We start from the raw sequence: 21,504 nt of genomic DNA, 5'->3' as shown, positions 1-21,504 counted from the left end.
TGCGGGCCCATCCTTTTTCCTCACGATGAAAAAAACACTCGCCCGTTGGCTCGACAGCGACGTCGGCTACAGCTTTCGCACCTCGCCCGTGGCGATGGTGGCGGCGCTCATCGCGCTGGCCTGCCTGTTCTGCGCGGTCTTTGCGGGGTGGGTCTCGCCGCACAATCCGTTCGACCTTGCAACGCTCGAACTGGGCGACGCGCGCCTGCCACCCGCATGGAGCGCCGAAGGCTCCTCCAAATACCTGCTCGGCACCGACGACCAGGGTCGGGACATTCTCTCGGCCGTGATCTACGGCGCGCGCATCTCGCTGATCGTCGGCATCGTGTCGGTGATGCTGTCGATCACGGTCGGCGTGGTGCTCGGCCTGCTCGCCGGTTTTCTCGGCGGCTGGCTCGACTCGTTCCTCATGCGCCTGTGCGACGTGATGCTGTCGTTTCCGCCCATCCTGGTGGCGCTGCTGATTGCCGGTGTCGGCCGCGCGCTGTTTCCCAATGCGCACGAGTCGTTGGCCTTCGGCGTGCTCATCATCTCCATCTCGCTGACCGGCTGGGTGCAGTACGCGCGCACCGTGCGCGGCTCCACGCTGGTGGAGCGCAACAAGGAATACGTGCAGGCCGCCCGCGTGACCGGCGTGGCGCCGCTGCGCATCATGCTGCGCCACGTGCTGCCCAACGTGATGGGGCCGGTGATGGTGCTCGCCACCATCCAGGTGGCCACGGCCATCATCACCGAGGCGACCTTGTCGTTCCTCGGCGTTGGCGTGCCGCCGACATCGCCATCGCTGGGTACGCTGATCAGCATCGGCAACCAATATCTGTTCTCGGGCGAATGGTGGATCACCGTGTTTCCGGGCCTGATGCTGGTGCTGATTGCGCTCAGCGTGAACCTGCTCGGCGACTGGCTGCGCGATGCGCTGAACCCGCGTCTGCGCTGAAACAAAAAGGACAACGCCACCCATGACGCTGCTCCAGGTCAAAAATCTCGTCGTCGAGTTTCCGCACCGCCGCGGCACGCTGCGCGCGCTCGACGGAATTTCCTTCGACATCGCACCCGGCGAAATTTTGGGTGTGGTCGGCGAGTCGGGCGCGGGCAAGTCGCTCACCGGCGCGGCCATCATCGGCTTGCTCGAGCCGCCGGGCCGCGTGGCCAGCGGAGAAATCTTGCTCGAAGGCCATCGCATCGACAACCTCGGTTTCGATGCGATGCGACCGATTCGTGGCCGCAAGATCGGCGCGATTTTTCAGGACCCGCTGACCTCGCTGAATCCGCTCTACACAGTCGGCCGGCAGCTGGTGGAAACCATCCGCGCTCATCTGCCGGTGACCGAGGCCGAGGCGCGGCGCCGCGCCATCGGCCTGCTGCAGGACACCGGCATTCCCGCCGCCGAGCAGCGCATCGACCATTTTCCGCACCAGTTTTCGGGCGGCATGCGCCAGCGGGTGGTGATTGCACTGGCGCTGGCGGCCGAGCCCAAGCTCATCGTGGCCGACGAGCCGACCACCGCACTCGACGTGTCGATCCAGGCGCAAATCATTCAGCTGCTCAAGCGCATCTGCAAGGAGCGCGGCGCGGCCGTGATGCTCATCACGCACGACATGGGCGTGATCGCCGAGACCTGCGACCGCGTGGCCGTCATGTACGCGGGCCGCATCGCCGAGATCGGGCCCGTGCACGAAGTGATCCATCAGCCGGCGCATCCCTACACCTCCGGCCTGATGGCGTCGATTCCCGACATGACCAGCGACCGCGAACGGCTGAATCAGATCGACGGTGCGATGCCGCGGCTCAACGCCATTCCGAAGGGCTGCGCGTACAACCCGCGCTGTCCGCGCACCTTTGCGCGCTGCCTGACGGAGCGTCCCGAGTTGATGCACGCGGGCGCCACGCGCGCCGCTTGCTGGCTGCACGATGCTGCCGATCCGCACCGCGGCCAGTCCGAGCTCGCGGCCCGGCATCACGATGCACAACTTGCCGGCGAACGCGCCACACCCGATGCGGCTGCACCGCTTGCCGAGGTGACCCGATGAGCGCTGTGATCGAACCTCGCAAACCTGCAGGCAGCGAGCCGCTCGTGGTCGCCCACGACCTGGCCCGCACCTTCGACGTCTCGCCGCCGTGGCTCAACCGCGTGCTTGAACGCAAGCCGCGTGTGCTGCTGCATGCCGTGGATGGCGTGAGCTTTTCCATCGAGCGCGGCAAGACGCTGGCGCTGGTGGGCGAGTCGGGCTGCGGCAAGAGCACGGTGGCGCGCCTCTTGGTCGGCCTGTATGCGCCGACACGCGGCGGACTGCAGTTCGACGGGCAAGACGCGCATGCCGCGTTCAAAACCGCCGAAGGCCGCAAGCTGCGCCGCCGCATCCAGATGATCTTCCAGGATCCTTACGCGAGCCTCAACCCGCGCTGGATCGTCGAGGACATCATCGGCGAGCCGCTGCGCGAGCACGGCATCCTCAGCGGCAAGGCCGAGCTGCGCGAGCGCGTGGGCGAGCTGCTCAAGTCAGTCGGCCTCTCGCCGCTGGACATGAGCAAGTACCCGCACCAGTTCTCGGGCGGCCAGCGCCAGCGCATCTCGATTGCGCGCGCGCTTGCCACGGAGCCCGAGTTCCTGGTTTGCGACGAGCCCACCTCCGCGCTCGACGTGAGCGTGCAGGCGCAGGTCCTCAACATCATGAAGGACCTGCAGCGCCAGCGGGGCCTGACCTATCTCTTCATCTCGCACAACCTCGCGGTCGTGCGGCACGTGGCTGATCAGGTCGGCGTGATGTACCTGGGCCGGCTGGTCGAAGTGGCCGACAAGCAGAAGCTCTTTGCCAAGCCGCAGCATCCGTACACGCGCATGCTGCTGGACGCCATTCCTCAGATGAAGCACACCGGCCGCTCGCGCACGCCGGTGCAGGGCGAAGTGCCGAACCCGCTGAATCCGCCCACGGGTTGCGCGTTCCATCCGCGCTGTCCGCATGCGAATGCACGCTGCTCGGCCGAGCGGCCGCAGCTGTTGAGCATCAAGGGCGTGCAGGTGGCCTGCCATGCGGTGGAAGAAGATCGCATCTAGCCGAAGGTGTGCGCAAACGCACTGACGTGCGGGGGAGGCCGATGCAGAGTGCCGCCATGACAATGAAGAAGAACTCCAGCGAAGGCATTCGCCAAGCGATGCAGGCAAAGCTCGGCCGCCGCGGCTTTCTCATGAGCTCCGCACTCGGAGCGACCGGGTCGCTGGCTTCCCTCAGTTCGTTGTCGCACGCCGCCGGGGGCGCGCCTTCGCAGCGGATGCCGGTCATCTTCATCGGCCACGGCTCGCCCATGAACGCGCTGGCCGACAACGCTTTCACGCGCCGGCTGTCCACCTGGGGCCGGGAGCTTCCGAAGCCCTCGGCCATCCTGAGCGTTTCAGCCCACTGGCTGAGCCGCGGCGCCACCGGCGTCGGAATGCAGGAGCGGCCGAAGACGATCCACGATTTCGGTGGCTTTCCGCAGGCGCTTTTCGACGTCGAGTATCCGGCGCCAGGCCATCCAGCACTGGCGCGCGAAGCCTTGGGCGCGGTGCGGCAGACCTCGGTGATCGGCACGGAACAGTGGGGCCTGGATCACGGAACCTGGACCGTGCTCAAGCACCTCTACCCGAAGGCCGACATCCCCGTATTCCAGCTCAGCATCGACTACGACAAGCCGGCGGCTTTTCACTACGCTGTGGGCCGCGACCTTGCGGCGCTGCGCGACAAGGGCGTGCTCGTGATGGGGAGTGGCAATGTGGTGCACAACCTGCGCGCCACCGACCGCGGCACGCCCGATGGGCTCACGGCCAGCCGGCCGTGGGCGCAATCGTTCGACGATGCGGTGAAGACGGCGTTGGCGGGCCGGGACGACCGAGCGCTGGTCACCTACGAAAAGCTCGAGGGCGCCGCGACCGCGGTCGCGATGCCCGACCACTACTTTCCGTTTCTCTACGCCCTAGGGGCCGCGGGGTCGAGCGAGCGCGCGAAGACGATCTATGAAGGGTTCCAATCAGGCACGCTGAGCATGCGCTGCCTGCAGTTCGGCTGACGCGCTACTGCTCCTCGCCCCACGAGAAGCCGTCGCGCGCAATCATCGCGCTCGATGCGCTGGGGCCCCAGGTGCCCGCCGCATACGGGCGCGGTCCGCCGTCCGACGCCCAGCTGTCGATCAGCGGCTCGACCCAGCGCCAAGCCTCTTCCTGCTCGTCGCTGCGCACGAACAGGTTCAATCGGCCATCGATCACGTCGAGCAGCAGCCGTTCGTACGCGCCCACGCGCTCGGCGCCAAAGCGCTTGTCGAAGTCCAGGTCGAGCTGCACCGGCGCGAGCTGCGCGGCACTGTGGCCGTTGCGCTGGCGGTTGTCCTGCGCCTGCGCGAGCATGTGAAGCTCCAGACCGTCCTTCGGCTGGAGGTTGATCACCAGCTTGTTGACTGCCCCTGAAGGCGCGCGATAGATCGCGTGCGGCGTGGGCCTGAAGTTGACCTCGATGCGCGCATCGCGCGACGCCAGCCGCTTGCCGGTGCGGATGTAGAGCGGCACGCCGGCCCAGCGCCAGTTGGCAATTTCGGTGCGCAGCGCCACGAAGGTTTCGGTGCGGCTCTCGGGATCGACGCCGGGTTCGTCCCTGTAGCCCGGCACGCGCTCGCCGTAGGCGGTGCCCGCCGTGTACTGGCCGCGAATCGCATGCAGCCCGAGCGTTTCGGAGGTCCAGGGCTTGAGCGCGCGCAGCACCTTGAGCTTCTCATCACGGATGGCATCGGCATGCGAGTTGATCGGCGGCTCCATGCCGATGGCGCAGACCAGCTGCAGCGCATGGTTCTGCACCATGTCGCGCAGCGCGCCGGTCTGGTCGTAGAAGGCGCCTCGCTTCTCCACGCCCAGGTCTTCCGCAATGGTGATCTGGATGTTGGCGATGTGCTCGCGGCGCCAGATCGGCTCGAACAGCGCATTGCCGAAACGCATCGCAAACAGGTTCTGCACCGATGGCTTGCCCAGGTAGTGGTCGATGCGGAAGACCTGCTTCTCCTCGAACACCTTGCACACCGCGGCGTTGATCGCGCGGTTGGACGCCAGGTCATGGCCCAGGGGTTTCTCGAGCACGATCCGGGTCGCCGGCCCGTTCAGGCCCGCCGCGGCAACCTGCTCGACCACCTGGGTGAAGAGCGCCGGCGCCGTGGCCACGTACATCACCACCGTGTCGGCGTTGCGCTGCTTCAGCAGATCGGCAAGGCGGGCGTAGTCGGCCGGCTTGGACAAGTCCATGCGCAGGTAGTGCAGCAGCGAGGCGAACTTCTCGAACTCTTCGGCCGAAGGGCGCTTGGCGCCTTCGACCGCATTGAATCGCGACTGGATCAGTTCGCGGTATTGATCGTCCGAGAGGTCGTCCCGCGCCACGCCGACGATGCGTCCGTCTTTCGGCAGGCTGCCGTGCCTGAAGGCCTGGAACAGCGCCGGCATCAGCTTGCGCCATGCAAGATCGCCAGTACCGCCGAACAGAACGAGATCGAAGCTCATGTGTCGAATTTCCTTTTGTCTTGGTGCCGAGTGGGCTTGTTTCAACCGAATGGTACTTGTACCGATTCATGAAACCTGTACGAAAGCTACGCTCCACCCCGGCCGAAAGGCCTATTTTTGTTTTCGAGGCGAGGTTTTCACATGAAGAAGCTATTTACTGCAGCGGCCTTGTTGGGTTTGTCGGCCGCCGCATCGGCCCAGGGCACGGTCAACGTCATCTGCTCGGTCCAGGCCGAATGGTGCAACGTGATTGCCACCGTGTATGCGCGCACCACCGGCACCCGCATCAACATGTCGCTCAAGGGCTCGGGCGAGGCGCTGGCCCAACTCATCGCCGAGAAGGACAACCCCAAGACCGACGTCTGGTTCGGCGGCACCGGCGATCCGCACCTGCAGGCGGCGGAACAGGGCCTCACGCTCGAATACAAGTCGCCCACGCTGGCCCAGCTTCACCCGTGGGCCCAGCAGCAGGCCAAGCAGTCAGGGTACAAGACGGTGGGCATCTATTCGGGCCCGCTGGGCTTCGGCTACAACCCCGAACTGCTCGCCAAGAAGAAGCTGCCCGTGCCCAAGACCTGGGCCGACCTGCTCAAACCCGAATACAAGGGCGATATCCAGGTGGCCAACCCCGCGTCGAGCGGCACTGCCTACACCATGATCGCCACGCTGGTGCAGCTCATGGGCGAGGACAAGGCCTTCGACTACCTGAAGGCGCTGCACAAGAACGTGGGGCAGTACACGCGCTCCGGCACCGGCCCTATCAAGGCGGTGGCGCGCGGCGAAACGGCGGTGTCGATCAGCTTCGTGCATGACGGCCCGGGCGAGAAGATGCAGGGTTTCCCGGTCGAGACCATCACGCCCAGCGATGGCACCGGCGCGGAGATCGGCTCCATGAGCATCATCAAGGGCGCCCGCAACCTCGAGGCCGCAAAGAAGTTCTACGAATGGGCATTGACGCCCAGTGCGCAGGAGCTCGGCGCCGCCAACAAGCAGTTCCAGCTGCCGAGCAACACCACAGCCAAGCTCGACCCGCGTATTCCGGACTTCAAGAAGATCAAGTTCATCAATTACGACTACGCCAAGTACGGCGCCAGCGCCGAGCGTCGGCGCCTGATCGCGCGCTGGGAAAAAGACGTCAACTCGCTGCCGCGCTAAGTGGGCACCGTCGTCGCCGGCGCCGTGCCGGTCAATCCGGCCGCCGTGGCCTCGGCCCGGCGGTCGCAGCGCTGGATCTGGGCCTGGGTGGCTCTGGGCTTTGCCGCCTACTTCGTGCTGCCCTGGTATGCGATCCAGGATTCGACCTGGTACGAGGCCATTCCGCAGGTCTTCGGCCAAGCCGAAGGCGCCAACGGCCTGATGCAGGCGGCCACGCAAGGACGCAGCTGGCTCTTCATCGGCCTTGCGGGTCTGGTGATGTGCGCCGTCGGCGCTTCGCTGCCCGCAGGCCGGGCGCAGGGGCGCTGGCTGCTGGCGGGCGGCGCCATAGGCGCCATCGGTCTTGCCATTACGGGCTTTGTGATTGGCGCACGCGGCTGGAGCTTCGCGGCGCTCAATGCGCAGTTCGGTGAACTGGCCATCAACCAGTTCGGCATCGGCGCGGGCGGCTTCATGGCGCTCACTGCGCTCACGCTGCTGGCGGCCTTCGGCATTGCGCGGCTGGGGTTGTTCAAGGGCGACCTGTTCGTGGCCGCGGCGGTCATCGGTTGCGGCGTGCTGATGGCGCTGTTCATCGCGTACCCGGTGAGCAAGGCGCTTGCGGGTGCGTTCTTCAATGAAGACGGGCAATGGTCGATCACCGCGTTCATCGCACGCGTGTTCACCGAACGCATCTGGGGACTGGGCTGCATAGCGGGCGGAGTGCGCTGCGGCGTCGCCTGGAACACGCTGGTGCTGGCTTTGCTCACGGCTGCCGGCACAACCTTTTTAGGCACGCTGATGGCGCTGATGGCCGAGCGCGGCAGCAAGCGCGGGCAGGGCGCGCTGCGGGTGCTGGCGCTGCTGCCGATCATCACGCCGCCCTTCGTGGTGGGCCTGGGCCTCATCCTGCTGTTCGGCCGTGCGGGCATCGTCAACCAGCTGCTCGAGAACGTGTTCGGCATCGAGCCGACGCGCTGGTTCTACGGCATGTCGGGCGTGCTGGTGGCACAGCTCTTCGCCTTCACGCCCATTGCCTTCATGATCATGCGCGGCGTGGTGCAGGGCATTGCGCCAAGCCTCGAAGAGGCCGCGCAGATGCTGCGCGCCGACCGCCGCCGCACCTTCTTCACCATCACGCTGCCGCTCCTGAAGCCGGGGCTGGCCAATGCCTTTCTGGTGGGTTTCATCGAGAGCATTGCGGACTTCGGCAACCCGGTGGTGGTGGGCGGCCAGTTCTCGGTGCTGTCGACCGACATCTTCTTTGCCATTGTCGGCGCGCAATACGACCAGGGCCGCGCGGCCTCGCTGGCGTGGGTGCTGACGATCTTCGCGCTCGGCGTTTTCGCGCTGCAGCGCGGCGTGCTCGGCAAGCAGAACTACACCACCGTGAGCGGCAAGGGCGATGCAGGCATTGCAATGGCCCTGCCTGACGGCGTGCGCCGCACCATCCAGTGCATCGCATTGCCGTGGATCGCGTTCACCGCCGTGGTCTACCTGTTCGCCTTTGCGGGTGGCTTCGTGCAGACCTGGGGCCGCGACTACAGCTTCACGCTCAACCACTTCAAGAATGCCTTTTCGCTCGAGTGGGGGCAGTTCGGCCTGGTCTGGGCCGGTACGGCGTGGAACTCGCTGATTACCACGCTCAAGCTCGCAGGCATCTCGGCGCCGATCACCGCGGCGCTCGGGCTGCTCATTGCGTGGCTGCTGGCGCGCAACGAGTTCAAGGGGCAGGGCGTGTTCGAGTTCGGCGCGCTGCTGGCCTTTGCCATTCCAGGCACGGTGCTCGGCGTGAGCTATATCCTGGCTTTCAACGTGCCGCCGTTCGAGCTCACGGGCACTGGGCTCATCATCGTGCTGTGCTTCATGTTTCGGAATCTGCCGGTGGGCGTGCGCGCTGGCACGGCGGCTTTCAAGCAGCTCGACCGGTCGCTCGACGAAGCCTCTCTGATGCTGCGGGCCTCCACGTCGCAGACCCTCTTCAAGGTGGTGCTGCCGCTCCTGAAGCCCGCGCTGGTGGCCGCGTTGGTCTACAGCTTCGTGCGCGCGATGACAACGGTGAGCGCGGTGATCTTCCTGGTTACGGCCGAGAACGAACTGGCCACCACCTACATCATCGGTCGCGTCGGCAACGGCGACTACGGCATTGCGCTCGCCTACTGCACGGTGCTCATGATCCTGATGTCGGTGGCAATTGCGCTGGTGCAGTGGGTGGTCGGGGAGCGCAAGCTGGGGCGGCGCAAGGCGGGCGTGCCGATGGTGGCCGCGCCCGTGGTGCATTGATCGGGAAAAGAACACATGAGCAACGGCATCGAATTCCGCAACGTCACCAAGCGCTATGGCACCGACAAGAACGGACCGCTGGCGGTCAAGGGCATCAGCTTCGAGGTGCCGGTGGGCACGCTCACCACCATCCTCGGGCCTTCAGGCTGCGGCAAGACGACCACGCTGCGCATGATCGCGGGGCTCGAATCGCCGACCTCCGGCTCGATCCTCATGGGCGGACGCGACGTCACCACGCTGGGACCGGCCGAGCGCAACGTGAGCATGATGTTTCAGAGCTACGCATTGTTCCCGCACATGAACGTGATCGAAAACGTGGGCTACGGCCTGCGCATGAGCGGCGTGAAGAAGGACGATGCGACGGTCCGCGCACGCGAAGCGCTCAGGGGTGTGGGACTGGTCGGCTTCGACGAGCGACTGCCCAGCGAACTTTCGGGTGGCCAGCAGCAGCGTGTGGCCCTGGCGCGCGCATTGGTGCTGGAGCCCGCGGTGCTGCTGTTCGACGAGCCGCTCTCGAACCTCGACGCCCGCCTGCGGCGCGAAATGCGCGAGGAAATCCGCGCGCTGCAGCAGCGGCTGAAACTCACGGTGGCCTACGTCACACACGACCAGAGCGAGGCCCTGGCCGTGAGCGACCAGATCATCGTCATGGACCACGGCGTGATCGCCCAGCGCGGCACGCCCGAGCAGCTCTACGGCCGGCCTGAGAGCGAATTCGTCGCCGGCTTCATGGGGGAGGCGATGGTGTTCCCCGCCGTGGCGCAGGCCGACGGCAGCGTGGTGCTCGGCCCGCTGCGGCTGCAGCCGCGCCATGCCGTGGCGCCTGGTACGGTGAAGGTGGCGGTGCGGCCCGAGGCCTGGGAGATCGGTGCTGCCGACGCCGGCGAGGGGCTGCCCGCCACGCTTCGCAAGGCCGCCTACCTCGGCAGCTTTTATGAATACGGCTTCGACACGCCGCTCGGTCCGGTCTTCGTGGTGTCGGCCGATCTGTCGCGCCCCCTGGCCGCGGGCGCGCAGGCCACGCTGTCGCTGGCGGCGCACGGCGTCAGCGTGGTGCCCGGCACATGAAACAATGGCGCCATGAACGTGGTTTTCGATCTTGGCGCCGTGCTGCTGGCATGGGAGCCCACGCGGCTGGTGCAGGCCCATCTTCCCGAGCACGCCCCCACTGAGTTTGCCGCCGCGGCACTGGGCCGGGCGCTTTTTCACCATGACGACTGGATGTGCTTCGACTGCGGCACGCGCTCGCTCGAAGATGCGATTGCGCGCATGGCCCAGCGGCTCTCGCTTCCGGCCGCGCGGCTCGACGACATGCTTGGCAACCTGGGCGAGCGCCTGGAGCCGATTCCCGTCACTGTCGACTTGCTTGAAAGCCTTTTCGCGCGCCGCGACGCCGGCGACGCGCTGCGCCTTTATTACCTCTCGAACATGCCTTCGCCGTATGCACGCGCCCTCGAGCGCCGGCTCGGCTTCCTGCGGCGTTTCGATGGCGGTGTCTTCTCGGGTGACGTGAAGTTCATCAAGCCGAATCGCGAAATCTATGAACTGCTGGCGGTGCGCCATTCGCTCGATCCGCAGCAAACGGTGTTCATCGACGATTCGGCGGCCAACGTGGAGGCGGCGCGCGCCTTCGGCTGGCATGCCATCCATTGCACTCACCCCGCCGCACTGGCGGCGCAGCTGGCGCGATACCTGCCGGCTGCTTCGTCTATCGGCCGGTGAGCACCACTTTGGACGTGTCGAACCCGAGGCTGGCGGCGTAGTCCAATTCGGCCTGCAATGCGTCGTCTTCCAGGCGCGGCGCGCGCGAAAGAACCCATAGATATTCACGGTCTGGCGTGCCGACCAGCGCCACCTGGTAGTCGCGGTCGAGTTTCAGGATCCAGTAGTCGCCCCATACCATCGGCAGCCAGCTAAGCCATGACGGCGCAAAGCGCACTTCGAGCCGGCCCGCGCCGGGCTGGCCCGCGACCGGCACCACGCGGGCCGTGCCCACGGCCTCGTCGAAATTGCCATCCGGCCGTACGCAGCGATTGCGCACCTGCACCGTGCCGTCGGGCTGGGGGAGGTACTCGGCGGTGACTGGGCCGTCGCACTGCTTCTGGAAGCGGTTCGGCAAGCGGGCCTGCTCGTGCCAGGTGCCGGCATAGCGCTGGATGTCGACCGGAGCCACCACCTGCAGCGGCGCGCGCATCAGCGGCGCGCCGTCGGCGGGGCCAGCGAGCTGCGCACGTGCGGTGCGCCCCGCGCCCAGGGCGATCCAGGTTGCCACGCCGCCCACGACGAAGGCAGTGGCCAGTGTGCCGATGGCGGCGCTGGTGCGGCGGTCGTCGAAAGGCGCGCGGTTTGCTGCAGCGGCGGGCGCTGCGGTGCGACGTCGGCAAGGCATGGAAGGGCACTCCTGTGGTCGAAAGCATCAAGGCGGGAAGCCGCAGGCTAGCCCGCCAGCGGCAATGCTGCCGTCAGCGGCGGACCACAGCACTTGTAGGGCGGCGGGGCCGCGTACGCCCCTGCCGCTTACAGGCCGACGCAGTGGAGGCGAAAACCCGTGCTACGGTGCGCATGAAAACATCGGCCCCAGCGCAACAGCGTGCAGAACTTGTCATCACCCGCACAGGATAATCTTCGACATGAATCAACTCGATGCTCTCCGCCAATGGACCACCGTGGTCGCCGACACCGGTGACTTCAAGCAACTCGCCATTTCCAAGCCACAGGACGCGACCACCAATCCGTCGCTCATCCTGAAGGCAGTGCAGAAGCCCGAATACCGGCCGCTGCTCGACGAAGCCGTCAAGAAGCATGCGGGCAAGCCGCTGGACGAAGTCATCGACCGGCTGCTGGTGCGCTTTGGCGCAGAGATTCTCTCGATCATTCCGGGCCGCGTGTCGACCGAAGTCGACGCCCGCCTCTCGTTCGACACCGCCGCCACCATTGCGCGCGGCGAGCGCATCGTGGCGCTCTACAAGGCAGAAGGCATCGACACCCAGAAGCGCCTGCTGATCAAGGTGGCCTCGACCTGGGAAGGCATCCAGGCGGCGCGTGCGCTCGAGCAGAAGGGCATCCGCACCAACCTCACGCTGCTGTTCTCGTTCGCGCAGGCGGTGGCTTGTGCCGAGGCCGGTGTGCAGCTCATTTCGCCCTTCGTCGGCCGCATCTACGACTGGTACAAGAAGTCGGCCGGCGCCAAGTGGGATGAGGCCGCCAGCGCGGGCGTGAACGATCCGGGCGTCAAGTCGGTGCGTGAAATCTTCAATTACTACAAGCAGCACGGCATCAAGACCGAGGTAATGGGCGCGAGCTTCCGCAATGTGGGGCAGATCCAGGCCCTGGCCGGCTGCGATCTGCTGACCATCAGCCCCGAGCTCCTGGCCGAACTGGCCGCGAACGATGCGCCGCTCGAGCACGCGCTCGACGCGAAGAAAGCCGCCGCAACCGCCACCATGGAGAAGCTGAGCTACGACGAGGCGGGCTTCCGCTTTGCGCTCAATGAAGACGCCATGGCCACCGAGAAGCTGGCCGAAGGCATCCGCGCCTTTGCGGCCGACGCCGTGAAGCTCGAAAAACTCATGCAGGAAAGCGGCAAGTAAACATGGCCATGAACCTTCGCTGCGACCGCGCGCCCGCCTGGGCGCAGCTGCAGAGTCACTTCGATACCGCGGGCCGCCAGTTCGACGTGCGCCACGCCTTCGTGGACGATGCGGGGCGTTTCGAGCGCTTCAGCCAGGAGGCGCCGCATGTGTTTGCCGACCTGTCGAAGAACCTGATCGATGCGCGCACCGAAGAGCTGCTGCTCACGCTGGCGAGCGAGTGCGGCCTGGAGGCGCACCGCGACGCCATGTTTGCCGGCGCGCACATCAACAATACAGAAGACCGCGCCGTGCTGCACACGCTGCTGCGCGCGCCGGCTGGTGCTTCCGTGGGCAACACGGCCGCCGAACTGTGCGAAGTGCACGCCACGCTCGACGCAATGCTGGCCTATGCCGAGAAGGTGCGCGGCGATCACACGATCACCGACGTGGTCAACATCGGCATTGGCGGTTCCGACCTCGGGCCGCAGATGGCGGTGCTCGCGCTGGCCGAGTTCGCGGCACCGGGCAAGCGCTTTCACTTCGTCTCGAACGTCGATGGCCATGAACTGGCCGGCGTGCTGCGGGACCTGGCTCCCGAGCACACGCTGTTCCTGATCGCGTCCAAGACCTTCACCACGGCCGAGACGATGACCAACGCGCTCTCAGCCCGGCGCTGGTACGAGCAGTCGGGCGGCACCGACATTGCCGGCCACTTCGCAGCGCTCACCACCAATGTCGAGGCCGCAAAGCAATTCGGCATCGACACCACTTTCGGCTTCTGGGACTGGGTGGGCGGACGCTATTCGCTCTGGTCGGCCATCGGCCTGCCGATTGCGCTTGCCGTCGGCGCAGATGGTTTCCGCCGCTTGCTGGCGGGCGCGCACGCCATGGACGAGCACTTCCGCACCGCGCCGCTGGCGCAGAACCTGCCGGTGCGGCTTGGGCTGCTCGACGTCTGGTACCGCAATTTCCACGGCTTCACCAGCCGCAGCATCGCGCCCTATCACAGCGCCTTGAAGCGCTTGCCGGCCTATCTGCAGCAGCTCGAGATGGAAAGCAACGGCAAGCAAGTCGACGCGAGCGGTGCACCTCTGCCCGCAGGCCTGGGCACATCGCCCGTGCTCTGGGGCGAGCCCGGCACCAACGGCCAGCACGCCTATTTCCAGATGCTGCACCAGGGGACGGATGTGATTCCGCTCGAATTCGTGGCGGTGCGCGATGCGGCACACGACCTCGACGGCCACCACCCCAAGCTGCTGGCCAATGCGCTCGCGCAGGCGCAGGCGCTGATGGTCGGCAAGCTCGATGCCGGCGGCCACAAGAACTTTCCGGGCAATCGGCCGAGCAGCTTCTTCGTTTTTGAGAAGCTCACGCCCGAATCGCTCGGAGCCTTTCTCGCGCTGTATGAGCACCGCGTGTTCACCAGCGGCGCGTTGTGGGGCATCAACAGCTTCGACCAGTGGGGCGTGGAGCTGGGCAAGGTGCTCGCGAAGGACATCGAGCCGCGCCTGGCGACCGGCGACATCACGGGGCTCGACGCGTCGACGGCGGGCCTCTTGAAACGGCTCGGTACCCGAGCCTGATTCGCTGGAAGGCGAGGCACTAGGCCATTGGTTTGAGAACCAATGGCCGAATTTGCAGTTGAAAGACCCGCCGATATGATCAGCCCGGGGAAGTTTCCCTGGGAACAATCATGAGGAGTCGATCAATGGACTTTCAAACAGCGGTCAAGACCTGTTTCAGCAAATACGCCGATTTCAATGGGCGTGCGTCGCGTTCGGAGTACTGGTGGTTCGTGCTGGCCGAGCTCATCGTTCTCATCGTGGCGAGCCTGATCCACCAGTACGTGTACGTCATTGCGGCACTGGGCTTCCTGGTGCCCGCGCTGGCCGTGGGCGCGCGCCGCCTGCACGACATTGGCAAGAGTGGCTGGCTCCAGCTGCTGATGATCATTCCGCTCGTCAACCTGGTTTTAATCTATTTCTACGTGCAGCCCTCGCAACCGGAGAGCAACCCGCACGGGGTGCCTGCCACCTGATGCCCGGGCGCCTGCTGCGCCAGAGAACAATCATCCAAGGGCCGCGCAAGCGGCCCTTTTGCATGGCCACTTCCATGCTGTATTGCGTCGACTAGGGAATATCCTAGCTAATTGGTGCATCAAAGTACCACTGTGGCCTGACGCAGTACCAAAGCCGCAAGGGCGTTTCTCCAGAATCCAGGCCACGGCGACCCGGCACAGGGCGTCGCTCACCTCTAGGAGACAACATGAAGCGTTTTCTGAAAGCGGGCCTCGTCCTCGCACTCGCCGGCACGGGGCTCCTGTCCCAGGCCGCCACCGAACTCGTGATTGCGACCGTGAACAACGGCCACATGATCGAGATGCAGAAGCTCACCCCCTTCTTCGAGAAAGCCAATCCCGACATCAAGCTCAAGTGGGTCACGCTGGAAGAAGGCACGCTGCGCCAGCGCGTGACGACCGACATCGCCACCAAGGGCGGCCAGTTCGACGTGATGACCATCGGCCTGTACGAGGCGCCCATCTGGTCCAAGAAGGGCTGGCTCCAGCCCATTGCCACCGACGCCGCCTACGACGCCGACGACCTGCTGCCCGCCATCCGCGCCGGCCTGTCGTACGAAGGCAAGCTCTACGCCGCGCCGTTCTACGGCGAGAGCTCGATGCTCATGTACCGCAAGGACCTGGCCGACAAGGTCGGCTTCCAGATGCCCGAGCAGCCCACCTGGGCGCAGGTGAAAGAGCTGGCCGGCAAGATCCACGACCCGAAGGCGGGGGTGTACGGCATGTGCCTGCGCGGCAAGCCGGGCTGGGGCGACAACATGGCGTTCTTGACCACGCTGGTCAACACCAACGGCGGCCAGTGGTTCGATATGCAGTGGAAGCCGCAGATCGACACCAAGCCGTGGAAGGACGCGATCAATTTCTACGTCGACCTGATGAAGTCCTATGGCCCGCCCGGTGCCTCGGCCAACAGCTTCAACGAGAACCTTGCGCTCTTCAACGAGGGCAAGTGCGGCATGTGGGTGGACGCCACCATCGCCGCCTCGTTCATCAGCGACCCGAAGCAGTCAAAGGTGGCCGATAAGGTTGCTTTTGCCCAGGCTCCCGTGGCTGTGACGCCCAAGGGCGCCAACTGGCTGTGGACCTGGAACCTCGCCATTCCCGCCAGCTCGACCAAGGGCGCGGCCGCGCAGACCTTCGTGAAGTGGGCAACCTCCAAGGAGTACGTCAACCTGGTCGCCAAGGAGCACGGCTGGGCCACGGTGCCCACCGGTACGCGCAAATCGACCTACGCGAACCCCGAGTTCCAGAAGCTCGCCAAGTTCGCCGCGGCCGAGAAGAAGGCCATCGACACTGCCAACCTCAGCGACAGCACGCTGCCCAAGTCGCCGTACGTGGGCGTGCAGTACGCGGCCATTCCCGAGTTCCAGGCCATCGGCGTGGCGGTGGGGCAGCAGATGAGCGCGGCGCTGTCGGGCAAGGTCACGGTCGACCAGGCGCTGAAGACCTCGCAGACGGCGGCCGAGCGTGAGATGAAGAAGGCTGGGTACTACAAGTAGCCGAGCTTTCTCCCTCCCCTCCCGGGGGAGGGTCGGGGTGGGGGCAAGCGGCGCGTCAATCGCGGCCGCTGGTCGATTTAGGGAGCCCCCATCCCCGCCTTCCCCCAGAGGGGGAAGGAGCCAGAGACAACGAGAAGGAATTTCCTCATGAACCGACTCCTGCCCCGGGCCCTGATGGCGCCCGCCGTGCTCACGCTCCTGATGTGGATGATCGTGCCGCTCGTGATGACGTTGTACTTCTCGTTCGTGAACTACAACCTCATGCAGCCCGGCGAGCGCACGTTCGCGGGCATCGAGAACTTTCATTACTTCGTCACCGATCCGGACTTCTGGCCCGCGACCTGGAACACGCTGATGCTGATCGGCAGCGTGATCGTCATCACAGTGGTGTTCGGCGTGCTGCTCGCCCTCTTGGTGAACGAACCCTTTCCAGGCCGCGGTATCGTGCGGGTGCTGCTCATCTCGCCGTTCTTCGTCATGCCCGCGGTCAACGCACTGCTGTGGAAGCACATGATGATGAACCCCATCTACGGCATCCTGGCCGACGTGTGGCGCTTCTTCGGCGCGCAGCCTGTCGACTGGCTGACCGACGTGCCGCTGTTCTCGGTGATCGTCATGGTGGCCTGGCAGTGGCTGCCGTTTGCGTGCCTGATCTTCATCACTTCGCTGCAGTCGCTCGACCGCGAGCAGATGGAAGCCGCGCGCATGGACGGCGCGAGCGCGTTCCAGCGCTTCTTCTACCTGACCATTCCGCACCTCGGCCGGCCGATGGCGGTGGTGATCATGATCGAGATGATCTTTCTGCTCAGCGTGTTCGCCGAGATCGCCATCACCACCAATGGCGGCCCGGGCAACGAGAGCACCAACATGACCTACCTGATCTTCAAGCAGTCGCTGATGAATTTCGACGTGGGCGTGGCTTCGGCCGGTGCGCTGTTCGCGGTGGTGCTGGCCAACATCGTGGCCGTGTTCCTGATCCGCATCATCGGCAAGAACCTGGATTAACGACCATGCAACCCAGCAATTTTCTTCCGCAACTGCTGCGCACCGTGGGCGCGTGGGCCGCAGCGCTGCTGCTGTTCTTTCCGCTCGGCTGGCTGTTTCTCACGGCCTTCAAGACCGAGCTGCAGGCCATCCACGTGCCGCCTCTCTTCATCTTTCAACCCACTCTCGACAACTTCAGCGAAGTGCAGCGCCGAAGCGACTACCTGCTGTATGCGCGCAATTCGCTCATCACCAGCCTGGGCTCGACCGTCATCGGCCTGTTGATCGCAGCGCCCGCCGCCTATTCGATGGCCTTCTTTCGCACCAGCAAGACACGCGACATCCTGATGTGGATGCTCTCCACCAAGATGATGCCGGCCGTCGGCGCGCTGGTGCCGATCTACGTGCTCGCCCAGACGGCGGGCCTTCTGGATTCGCTCACCGCGCTCACGGTTGTATTCACGCTGTCGAACCTGCCGATCATGGTGTGGATGCTCTACAGCGCCTACAAGGACATTCCGAACGAAATCCTCGAAGCCGCGCGCATGGACGGCGCGAGCCTGTGGACCGAGTTCCGCCATGTGGTGCTGCCGCTGTCGATCGGCGGCCTCGCATCGACTGGCCTGCTATGCCTGGTGCTGAGCTGGAACGAGGCCTTCTGGGCGCTCAACCTCAGCTCGGCCAAGGCCGGCACGCTGGCCACGCTCATCGCCTCGTACTCCAGCCCCGAAGGCCTGTTCTGGGCCAAGCTGTCGGCCGCCTCGCTGATGGCCATCGCGCCCATCGTGGTGTTCGGCTGGTTCAGCCAGAAGCAGCTCGTCCAGGGCTTGACCTTCGGCGCCGTCAAGTAAAGAAAGGGAGACACCTCATGGCCTACCTGCAACTCAAAGACATCAAGAAGAGCTTCGGCGAAGTCAACATCATCAAGGGCGTCGACCTCGAAATACAGAAGGGCGAGTTCATCGTCTTCGTCGGGCCTTCGGGCTGCGGCAAGTCGACGCTGCTGCGCCTTATTGCGGGGCTCGAGCCGATCACCAGCGGCAACCTGCTGCTCGATGGCAAGGACATCACCTGGGCGCCTTCGGGCAAGCGCGACCTGGCCATGGTGTTCCAGAGCTATGCGCTCTATCCGCACATGAGCGTGTACGACAACATGTCGTTCGCACTCAAGCTTGCGGGCGTTTCGAAGAGCGAGATCAAGACCAAGGTCGAGTACGCGGCAAAGACGCTCAATCTCACGCAGTACCTTGACCGCACGCCCAAGGACCTGTCGGGCGGACAGCGCCAGCGCGTGGCCATCGGCCGCGCCATCGTGCGCGCGCCTAAAGTGTTCCTGTTCGATGAACCGCTGTCCAACCTGGACGCGGCGCTGCGCGGCAACACGCGCGTCGAGATCCACAAGCTGCATCGGTCGCTCGGCGCCACCACCATCTACGTGACGCACGACCAGGTTGAGGCCATGACGCTGGCTGACCGCGTGGTGGTGCTCAGAGACGGTCTCATCGAACAGGTCGGCACGCCGCTCGAACTCTATGACCGGCCTGCCAACCAGTTCGTCGCGCAGTTCATCGGCATGCCGTCGATGAACATGGTGGCGGCGAGCGCGATCCCGAGTTTTTCCGCTGCCACTGGCGGGCGCCTGCCGAACGACGGTTTCCTGGGTGTGCGGCCCGAAGGCCTGCGCGTGCATCCGAAGCAGGCCGCCGCTGCGGGCGTGCCGGGGCGGGTCGAGCTGATCGAGGCGCTGGGCGCCGACACGCTGATTCATGTCGACGTGGGCGGCGTGCCACTGATCGCGCGCCAGAACGAGCGCACGCCGCTCAATGCGGGCGACGACGTGGCGGTCGAACTCGATCCGTCGGTGCTGCATCTGTTCAACCGCGAAGGCCGCGCGGTCTCGGCTTGATTCTTCTTTTTCTTACGGACATTTCCCGTGACCCTTGCAGCAGCGCCCGTTGATGGGCCGACTCCGCCATCTCCTTCCGAGTTCACGGTGCTACACCTTGGACTCGGCTCGTTCCACCGGGCCCACCAAGCCGTCTACCTTCAGCGGCTGATCGATGCGGGCGACACCCGCTGGTCGCTCTCGGGCGCCAACATTCGGCCCGATATGGCCGACGTGGTTGCAGCCCTGCAGGCGCAGGGCGGCCGCTACACGCTCGAAACCGTGTCGCCCGCAGGCGAGTACCGCTATGAGCAGATCGAAGCCATTCGCGAAGTGCTGCCGTGGGAGCGCTCGCTAGCCGCGGTGATCGCGCGCGGCGCGGCGCCATCCACGCGCATCGTGTCCTTTACCGTGACCGAGGCGGGCTACTACCTCGACACCAAGGGCAAGCTGGATCTGTCGTTCGGCGACCTTGCGGCCGACATCGAGCGCGCGCGCCGCGGCGAAGCGGCTGGCGAGGGCGTGACCATCTACGGTGCCGTCTGCGCGATCCTGCGCGCGCGCAAAGCCGAGCAAGCCTGCGCCGTGACGCTCCTCAACTGCGACAACCTGCGCCACAACGGCGACCGTTTTCGTGCCGGCTTGCTCGAGTTCATCGAGCGCGCCGGCGATGCCGACCTGCTCGCATGGGTGCAAGCGAATACCGCCTGCCCCAACGCGATGGTCGACCGCATCACGCCGCGCCCGCCGCCCGAATTGCGCGCGCGCGTGAAGGCTGCCACCGGGCGCGACGATGCGGCCGCCATCACGGGCGAGAGCTTCATCCAATGGGTGATCGAAGACAACTTTGCCGCCGGCCGTCCGGACTGGGGCCGCGTGGGCGTGGAGCTGGTCGCATCGGTGCAGCCCTATGAAGAAGCCAAGATCCGCATCCTCAATGCCACGCACAGCTGCATCGCCTGGGCCGGCACGCTGATCGGGTTGGACTTCATCCACGAGGGCACGCACCACGCGGCGATCCGAAAGATGGCCCACGACTATGTGACCGACGACGTGATCCCGTGCCTCAGCCCAAGCCCGATCGACCTTGCGGCCTACCGCGACGTGGTGCTCGACCGTTTCGGCAACCCCGCGATCCGCGACACCAACCAGCGCGTGGCGGCCGATGGTTTCTCGAAGATCCCGGGCTTCATCGCGCCCACGGTGCGCGAGCGGCTCGCCGCGGGGCAGTCGATCGACAGCGTCGCGATGTTGCCCGCGCTGTTCCTTGCCTTCCTGCAACTCTGGCATCGCGGGGCATTGCCCTATGCCTACCAGGACCAGGGCATGGACGAGGCCGTGGCACACGCGATTTGCGACGCCGCCGATCCGGTGCTCGCGCTGTGTTCGGACGTCGGACTATGGGGCTTCATCGCGGGCGATGCGCGGCTCATCGACGCCGTGCGCAGTGCGAGCGAGCGCGTAAAGAATTTTGTGAATCCAGGAGCAACGATATGAGCGAACGTCTGAAGAACCGCCACGTGCTGCTGACCGGCGCCGGTGGCGGCATCGGTCTGGCCGTGGCCGAGGCCTGCATTGCCGAGGGCGCGCGGTGCAGCGTGGTCGACCGCGCGGTGGCGGCACCCGAGGCGGTGCGGGCGCTGCAGCAGCAACATCCCGACAAGCTCGCCTACATCGCGGCCGACGTGACCGACACGCAGGCCATCGCGCACATGCTGGCCGAGGCGAAGGTCGCCTTCGGCCCCATCCACACACTGTTCAACAATGCCGCGGTGTTCGATCTTGCGCCGCTGCTCGACAGCGACGAGGCTTCGTTCGACAGGCTCTTTGCCGTCAACGTGAAGGGCATGTTCTTCGTAATGCAGGCCGTGCTGCGCCACATGGTCGAGGCCGGCACGCAGGGCGCCTCGGTCATCAACATGGCCTCGCAGGCCGGGCGGCGCGGCGAGGCGCTGGTGTCGCACTACTGCGCCACCAAGGCCGCGGTCATCAGCTACACCCAGAGCGCCGCACTGGCCATGGCGCCACACGGTATTCGCGTCAACGGCATTGCACCGGGTGTGGTCGATACGCCGATGTGGGACCATGTCGACAGCCTGTTCGCCAAGGCCGAAGGGCTGCCCCCCGGCGAGAAGAAGCGCCGTGTGGGCCTGGAGGTGCCGCTCGGCCGCATGGGCGTGCCGGCGGACGTTGCGGGTGCTGCGGTGTTTCTAGCCAGCGACGAGGCGCGCTACATCACGGCGCAGACCTTGAATGTCGATGGCGGTAACGTCATGAGCTGAGATGAAAGGCTTCTGCTTGTCTTGCGTTGATCGTTCAGGGCGCGCTCCCGCCGACGGGGTACCTTTCTCCGCGAATGTCCCCCGGCCTGCGGCCTCCTCCTTTATTTCGCTGCGCAAGGCACCCCGCCAGCGGGAGCGTTGCGAAGAGCAGTCGTTGATCGAGCGGAACAACCGCAGCGCTCGGTGTGCACAGGGCGCCGGGTGCTCCCCGCAGCGAAATAAAGGAGGAGCCGAAGGCGGGGGACATTCGCGGAGGGGAGTACCCGGTGGCCTTTG

At 65.6% G+C, this 21,504-nt stretch carries 19 protein-coding genes; 17 read left to right on the top strand and 2 right to left on the bottom strand.

Annotated features, from left to right (window positions below; all coding sequences use genetic code 11):
* Positions 1-25 precede the first annotated feature (25 nt).
* Genes J2X92_RS25725 through ygiD form a run of 4 tightly spaced genes read left to right on the top strand, consistent with a single transcriptional unit; the run spans position 26 to position 4,044 of the window.
* Positions 26-937, top strand: a complete 912-nt coding sequence (locus tag J2X92_RS25725) for an ABC transporter permease (protein WP_307580062.1) — start codon at positions 26-28, stop codon at positions 935-937.
* Positions 938-959: 22 nt separating this feature from the next.
* Positions 960-2,030: an ABC transporter ATP-binding protein gene (locus J2X92_RS25720; RefSeq protein WP_307580060.1), complete on the top strand. Its 1,071-nt coding sequence runs from the start codon at positions 960-962 to the stop codon at positions 2,028-2,030.
* On the top strand, positions 2,027-3,055 hold the full coding sequence (locus J2X92_RS25715) for an ABC transporter ATP-binding protein (protein WP_307580058.1): 1,029 nt from the start codon (positions 2,027-2,029) through the stop codon (positions 3,053-3,055). The genes J2X92_RS25720 and J2X92_RS25715 overlap by 4 nt, the downstream gene beginning before the upstream one ends.
* Positions 3,056-3,111: 56 nt before the next feature.
* Positions 3,112-4,044, top strand: a complete 933-nt coding sequence (gene ygiD / locus J2X92_RS25710) for a 4,5-DOPA dioxygenase extradiol (RefSeq protein ID WP_307580056.1) — start codon at positions 3,112-3,114, stop codon at positions 4,042-4,044.
* A gap of 4 nt (positions 4,045-4,048) precedes the next feature.
* On the opposite strand, the gene zwf is transcribed toward ygiD, so the two are convergent.
* Positions 4,049-5,512 (bottom strand): glucose-6-phosphate dehydrogenase, encoded by a 1,464-nt coding sequence (zwf, locus tag J2X92_RS25705; protein ID WP_307580054.1) that lies wholly within the window; start codon positions 5,510-5,512, stop codon positions 4,049-4,051.
* Positions 5,513-5,653: 141 nt separating this feature from the next.
* On the opposite strand from zwf, the gene J2X92_RS25700 reads away from it, so the two are divergent.
* From J2X92_RS25700 to J2X92_RS25685, 4 genes are read left to right on the top strand one after another with little or no spacing between them, the layout of a single operon-like run.
* The gene (locus J2X92_RS25700) at positions 5,654-6,667 is read left to right on the top strand and encodes an ABC transporter substrate-binding protein (protein ID WP_307580053.1); all 1,014 of its coding nucleotides are present in this window, start codon (positions 5,654-5,656) and stop codon (positions 6,665-6,667) included.
* A complete protein-coding gene (locus J2X92_RS25695; protein ID WP_373424879.1) occupies positions 6,668-8,929 on the top strand; it encodes an ABC transporter permease in 2,262 nt (753 codons plus the stop codon). It abuts the gene before it with no gap.
* A gap of 15 nt (positions 8,930-8,944) precedes the next feature.
* Positions 8,945-9,997 (top strand): ABC transporter ATP-binding protein, encoded by a 1,053-nt coding sequence (locus tag J2X92_RS25690; protein ID WP_307580052.1) that lies wholly within the window; start codon positions 8,945-8,947, stop codon positions 9,995-9,997.
* Positions 9,998-10,009: 12 nt separating this feature from the next.
* Positions 10,010-10,651: an HAD family hydrolase gene (locus J2X92_RS25685; protein WP_307580050.1), complete on the top strand. Its 642-nt coding sequence runs from the start codon at positions 10,010-10,012 to the stop codon at positions 10,649-10,651.
* Here the strand turns inward: J2X92_RS25685 and J2X92_RS25680 are convergent.
* A complete protein-coding gene (locus J2X92_RS25680; protein WP_307580049.1) occupies positions 10,638-11,318 on the bottom strand; it encodes a lipocalin family protein in 681 nt (226 codons plus the stop codon). The two genes, J2X92_RS25685 and J2X92_RS25680, sit on opposite strands and share 14 nt — an antisense overlap.
* A 241-nt stretch (positions 11,319-11,559) precedes the next feature.
* Here J2X92_RS25680 and tal point away from each other — a divergent pair, with 241 nt between their 5' ends.
* The 9 genes from tal (at position 11,560) to J2X92_RS25635 (ending at position 21,228) form a co-directional block, all read left to right on the top strand.
* Positions 11,560-12,519, top strand: a complete 960-nt coding sequence (gene tal / locus J2X92_RS25675; RefSeq protein ID WP_307580047.1) for a transaldolase — start codon at positions 11,560-11,562, stop codon at positions 12,517-12,519.
* Between the two features lie 2 nt (positions 12,520-12,521).
* Positions 12,522-14,084, top strand: a complete 1,563-nt coding sequence (gene pgi / locus J2X92_RS25670; protein WP_307580045.1) for a glucose-6-phosphate isomerase — start codon at positions 12,522-12,524, stop codon at positions 14,082-14,084.
* Positions 14,085-14,209: 125 nt separating this feature from the next.
* The gene (locus J2X92_RS25665) at positions 14,210-14,539 is read left to right on the top strand and encodes a DUF805 domain-containing protein (protein ID WP_307580043.1); all 330 of its coding nucleotides are present in this window, start codon (positions 14,210-14,212) and stop codon (positions 14,537-14,539) included.
* 227 nt (positions 14,540-14,766) lie between these two features.
* Positions 14,767-16,077, top strand: a complete 1,311-nt coding sequence (locus J2X92_RS25660) for an ABC transporter substrate-binding protein (RefSeq protein WP_055802271.1) — start codon at positions 14,767-14,769, stop codon at positions 16,075-16,077.
* Between the two features lie 147 nt (positions 16,078-16,224).
* Positions 16,225-17,082: a carbohydrate ABC transporter permease gene (locus J2X92_RS25655; RefSeq protein WP_307580041.1), complete on the top strand. Its 858-nt coding sequence runs from the start codon at positions 16,225-16,227 to the stop codon at positions 17,080-17,082.
* A 5-nt stretch (positions 17,083-17,087) separates the two neighbouring features.
* Positions 17,088-17,912, top strand: coding sequence for a carbohydrate ABC transporter permease (locus J2X92_RS25650; RefSeq protein ID WP_307580039.1), 825 nt, complete (start codon positions 17,088-17,090; stop codon positions 17,910-17,912).
* A 17-nt stretch (positions 17,913-17,929) separates the two neighbouring features.
* Positions 17,930-18,967: an ABC transporter ATP-binding protein gene (locus tag J2X92_RS25645; protein ID WP_307580037.1), complete on the top strand. Its 1,038-nt coding sequence runs from the start codon at positions 17,930-17,932 to the stop codon at positions 18,965-18,967.
* A gap of 87 nt (positions 18,968-19,054) precedes the next feature.
* Entirely contained in the window at positions 19,055-20,443 is a 1,389-nt protein-coding gene (gene dalD, locus J2X92_RS25640; protein WP_307580223.1) for a D-arabinitol 4-dehydrogenase, read from the top strand.
* Complete coding sequence (locus J2X92_RS25635; RefSeq protein ID WP_307580035.1) at positions 20,440-21,228, top strand: L-iditol 2-dehydrogenase; 789 nt, start codon at positions 20,440-20,442, stop codon at positions 21,226-21,228. Before dalD ends, J2X92_RS25635 begins: the two co-directional genes overlap by 4 nt.
* Positions 21,229-21,504 lie beyond the last annotated feature (276 nt).

The sequence above is a fragment of the Variovorax paradoxus genome, from assembly GCF_030811855.1.
GTDB classification, from domain to species: Bacteria; Pseudomonadota; Gammaproteobacteria; order Burkholderiales; family Burkholderiaceae_C; genus Variovorax; species Variovorax paradoxus_L.
This window is presented reverse-complemented; position numbering and strand designations above follow the sequence as displayed.

Bases quoted from the DNA above. Each gene is read 5' to 3' on its own strand.
- J2X92_RS25645 (WP_307580037.1), top strand. From the start codon at position 17,930: ATGGCCTACCTGCAACTCAAAGACATCAAGAAGAGCTTCGGCGAAGTC.
- J2X92_RS25635 (WP_307580035.1), top strand. From the start codon at position 20,440: ATGAGCGAACGTCTGAAGAACCGCCACGTGCTGCTGACCGGCGCCGGT.
- J2X92_RS25665 (WP_307580043.1), top strand. From the start codon at position 14,210: ATGGACTTTCAAACAGCGGTCAAGACCTGTTTCAGCAAATACGCCGAT.
- zwf (WP_307580054.1), bottom strand. From the start codon at position 5,512: ATGAGCTTCGATCTCGTTCTGTTCGGCGGTACTGGCGATCTTGCATGG.
- J2X92_RS25660 (WP_055802271.1), top strand. From the start codon at position 14,767: ATGAAGCGTTTTCTGAAAGCGGGCCTCGTCCTCGCACTCGCCGGCACG.
- J2X92_RS25725 (WP_307580062.1), top strand. From the start codon at position 26: ATGAAAAAAACACTCGCCCGTTGGCTCGACAGCGACGTCGGCTACAGC.
- J2X92_RS25685 (WP_307580050.1), top strand. From the start codon at position 10,010: ATGAACGTGGTTTTCGATCTTGGCGCCGTGCTGCTGGCATGGGAGCCC.
- J2X92_RS25700 (WP_307580053.1), top strand. From the start codon at position 5,654: ATGAAGAAGCTATTTACTGCAGCGGCCTTGTTGGGTTTGTCGGCCGCC.
- J2X92_RS25655 (WP_307580041.1), top strand. From the start codon at position 16,225: ATGAACCGACTCCTGCCCCGGGCCCTGATGGCGCCCGCCGTGCTCACG.
- pgi (WP_307580045.1), top strand. From the start codon at position 12,522: ATGGCCATGAACCTTCGCTGCGACCGCGCGCCCGCCTGGGCGCAGCTG.
- J2X92_RS25680 (WP_307580049.1), bottom strand. From the start codon at position 11,318: ATGCCTTGCCGACGTCGCACCGCAGCGCCCGCCGCTGCAGCAAACCGC.
- J2X92_RS25720 (WP_307580060.1), top strand. From the start codon at position 960: ATGACGCTGCTCCAGGTCAAAAATCTCGTCGTCGAGTTTCCGCACCGC.
- J2X92_RS25650 (WP_307580039.1), top strand. From the start codon at position 17,088: ATGCAACCCAGCAATTTTCTTCCGCAACTGCTGCGCACCGTGGGCGCG.
- J2X92_RS25715 (WP_307580058.1), top strand. From the start codon at position 2,027: ATGAGCGCTGTGATCGAACCTCGCAAACCTGCAGGCAGCGAGCCGCTC.
- ygiD (WP_307580056.1), top strand. From the start codon at position 3,112: ATGACAATGAAGAAGAACTCCAGCGAAGGCATTCGCCAAGCGATGCAG.
- tal (WP_307580047.1), top strand. From the start codon at position 11,560: ATGAATCAACTCGATGCTCTCCGCCAATGGACCACCGTGGTCGCCGAC.
- J2X92_RS25690 (WP_307580052.1), top strand. From the start codon at position 8,945: ATGAGCAACGGCATCGAATTCCGCAACGTCACCAAGCGCTATGGCACC.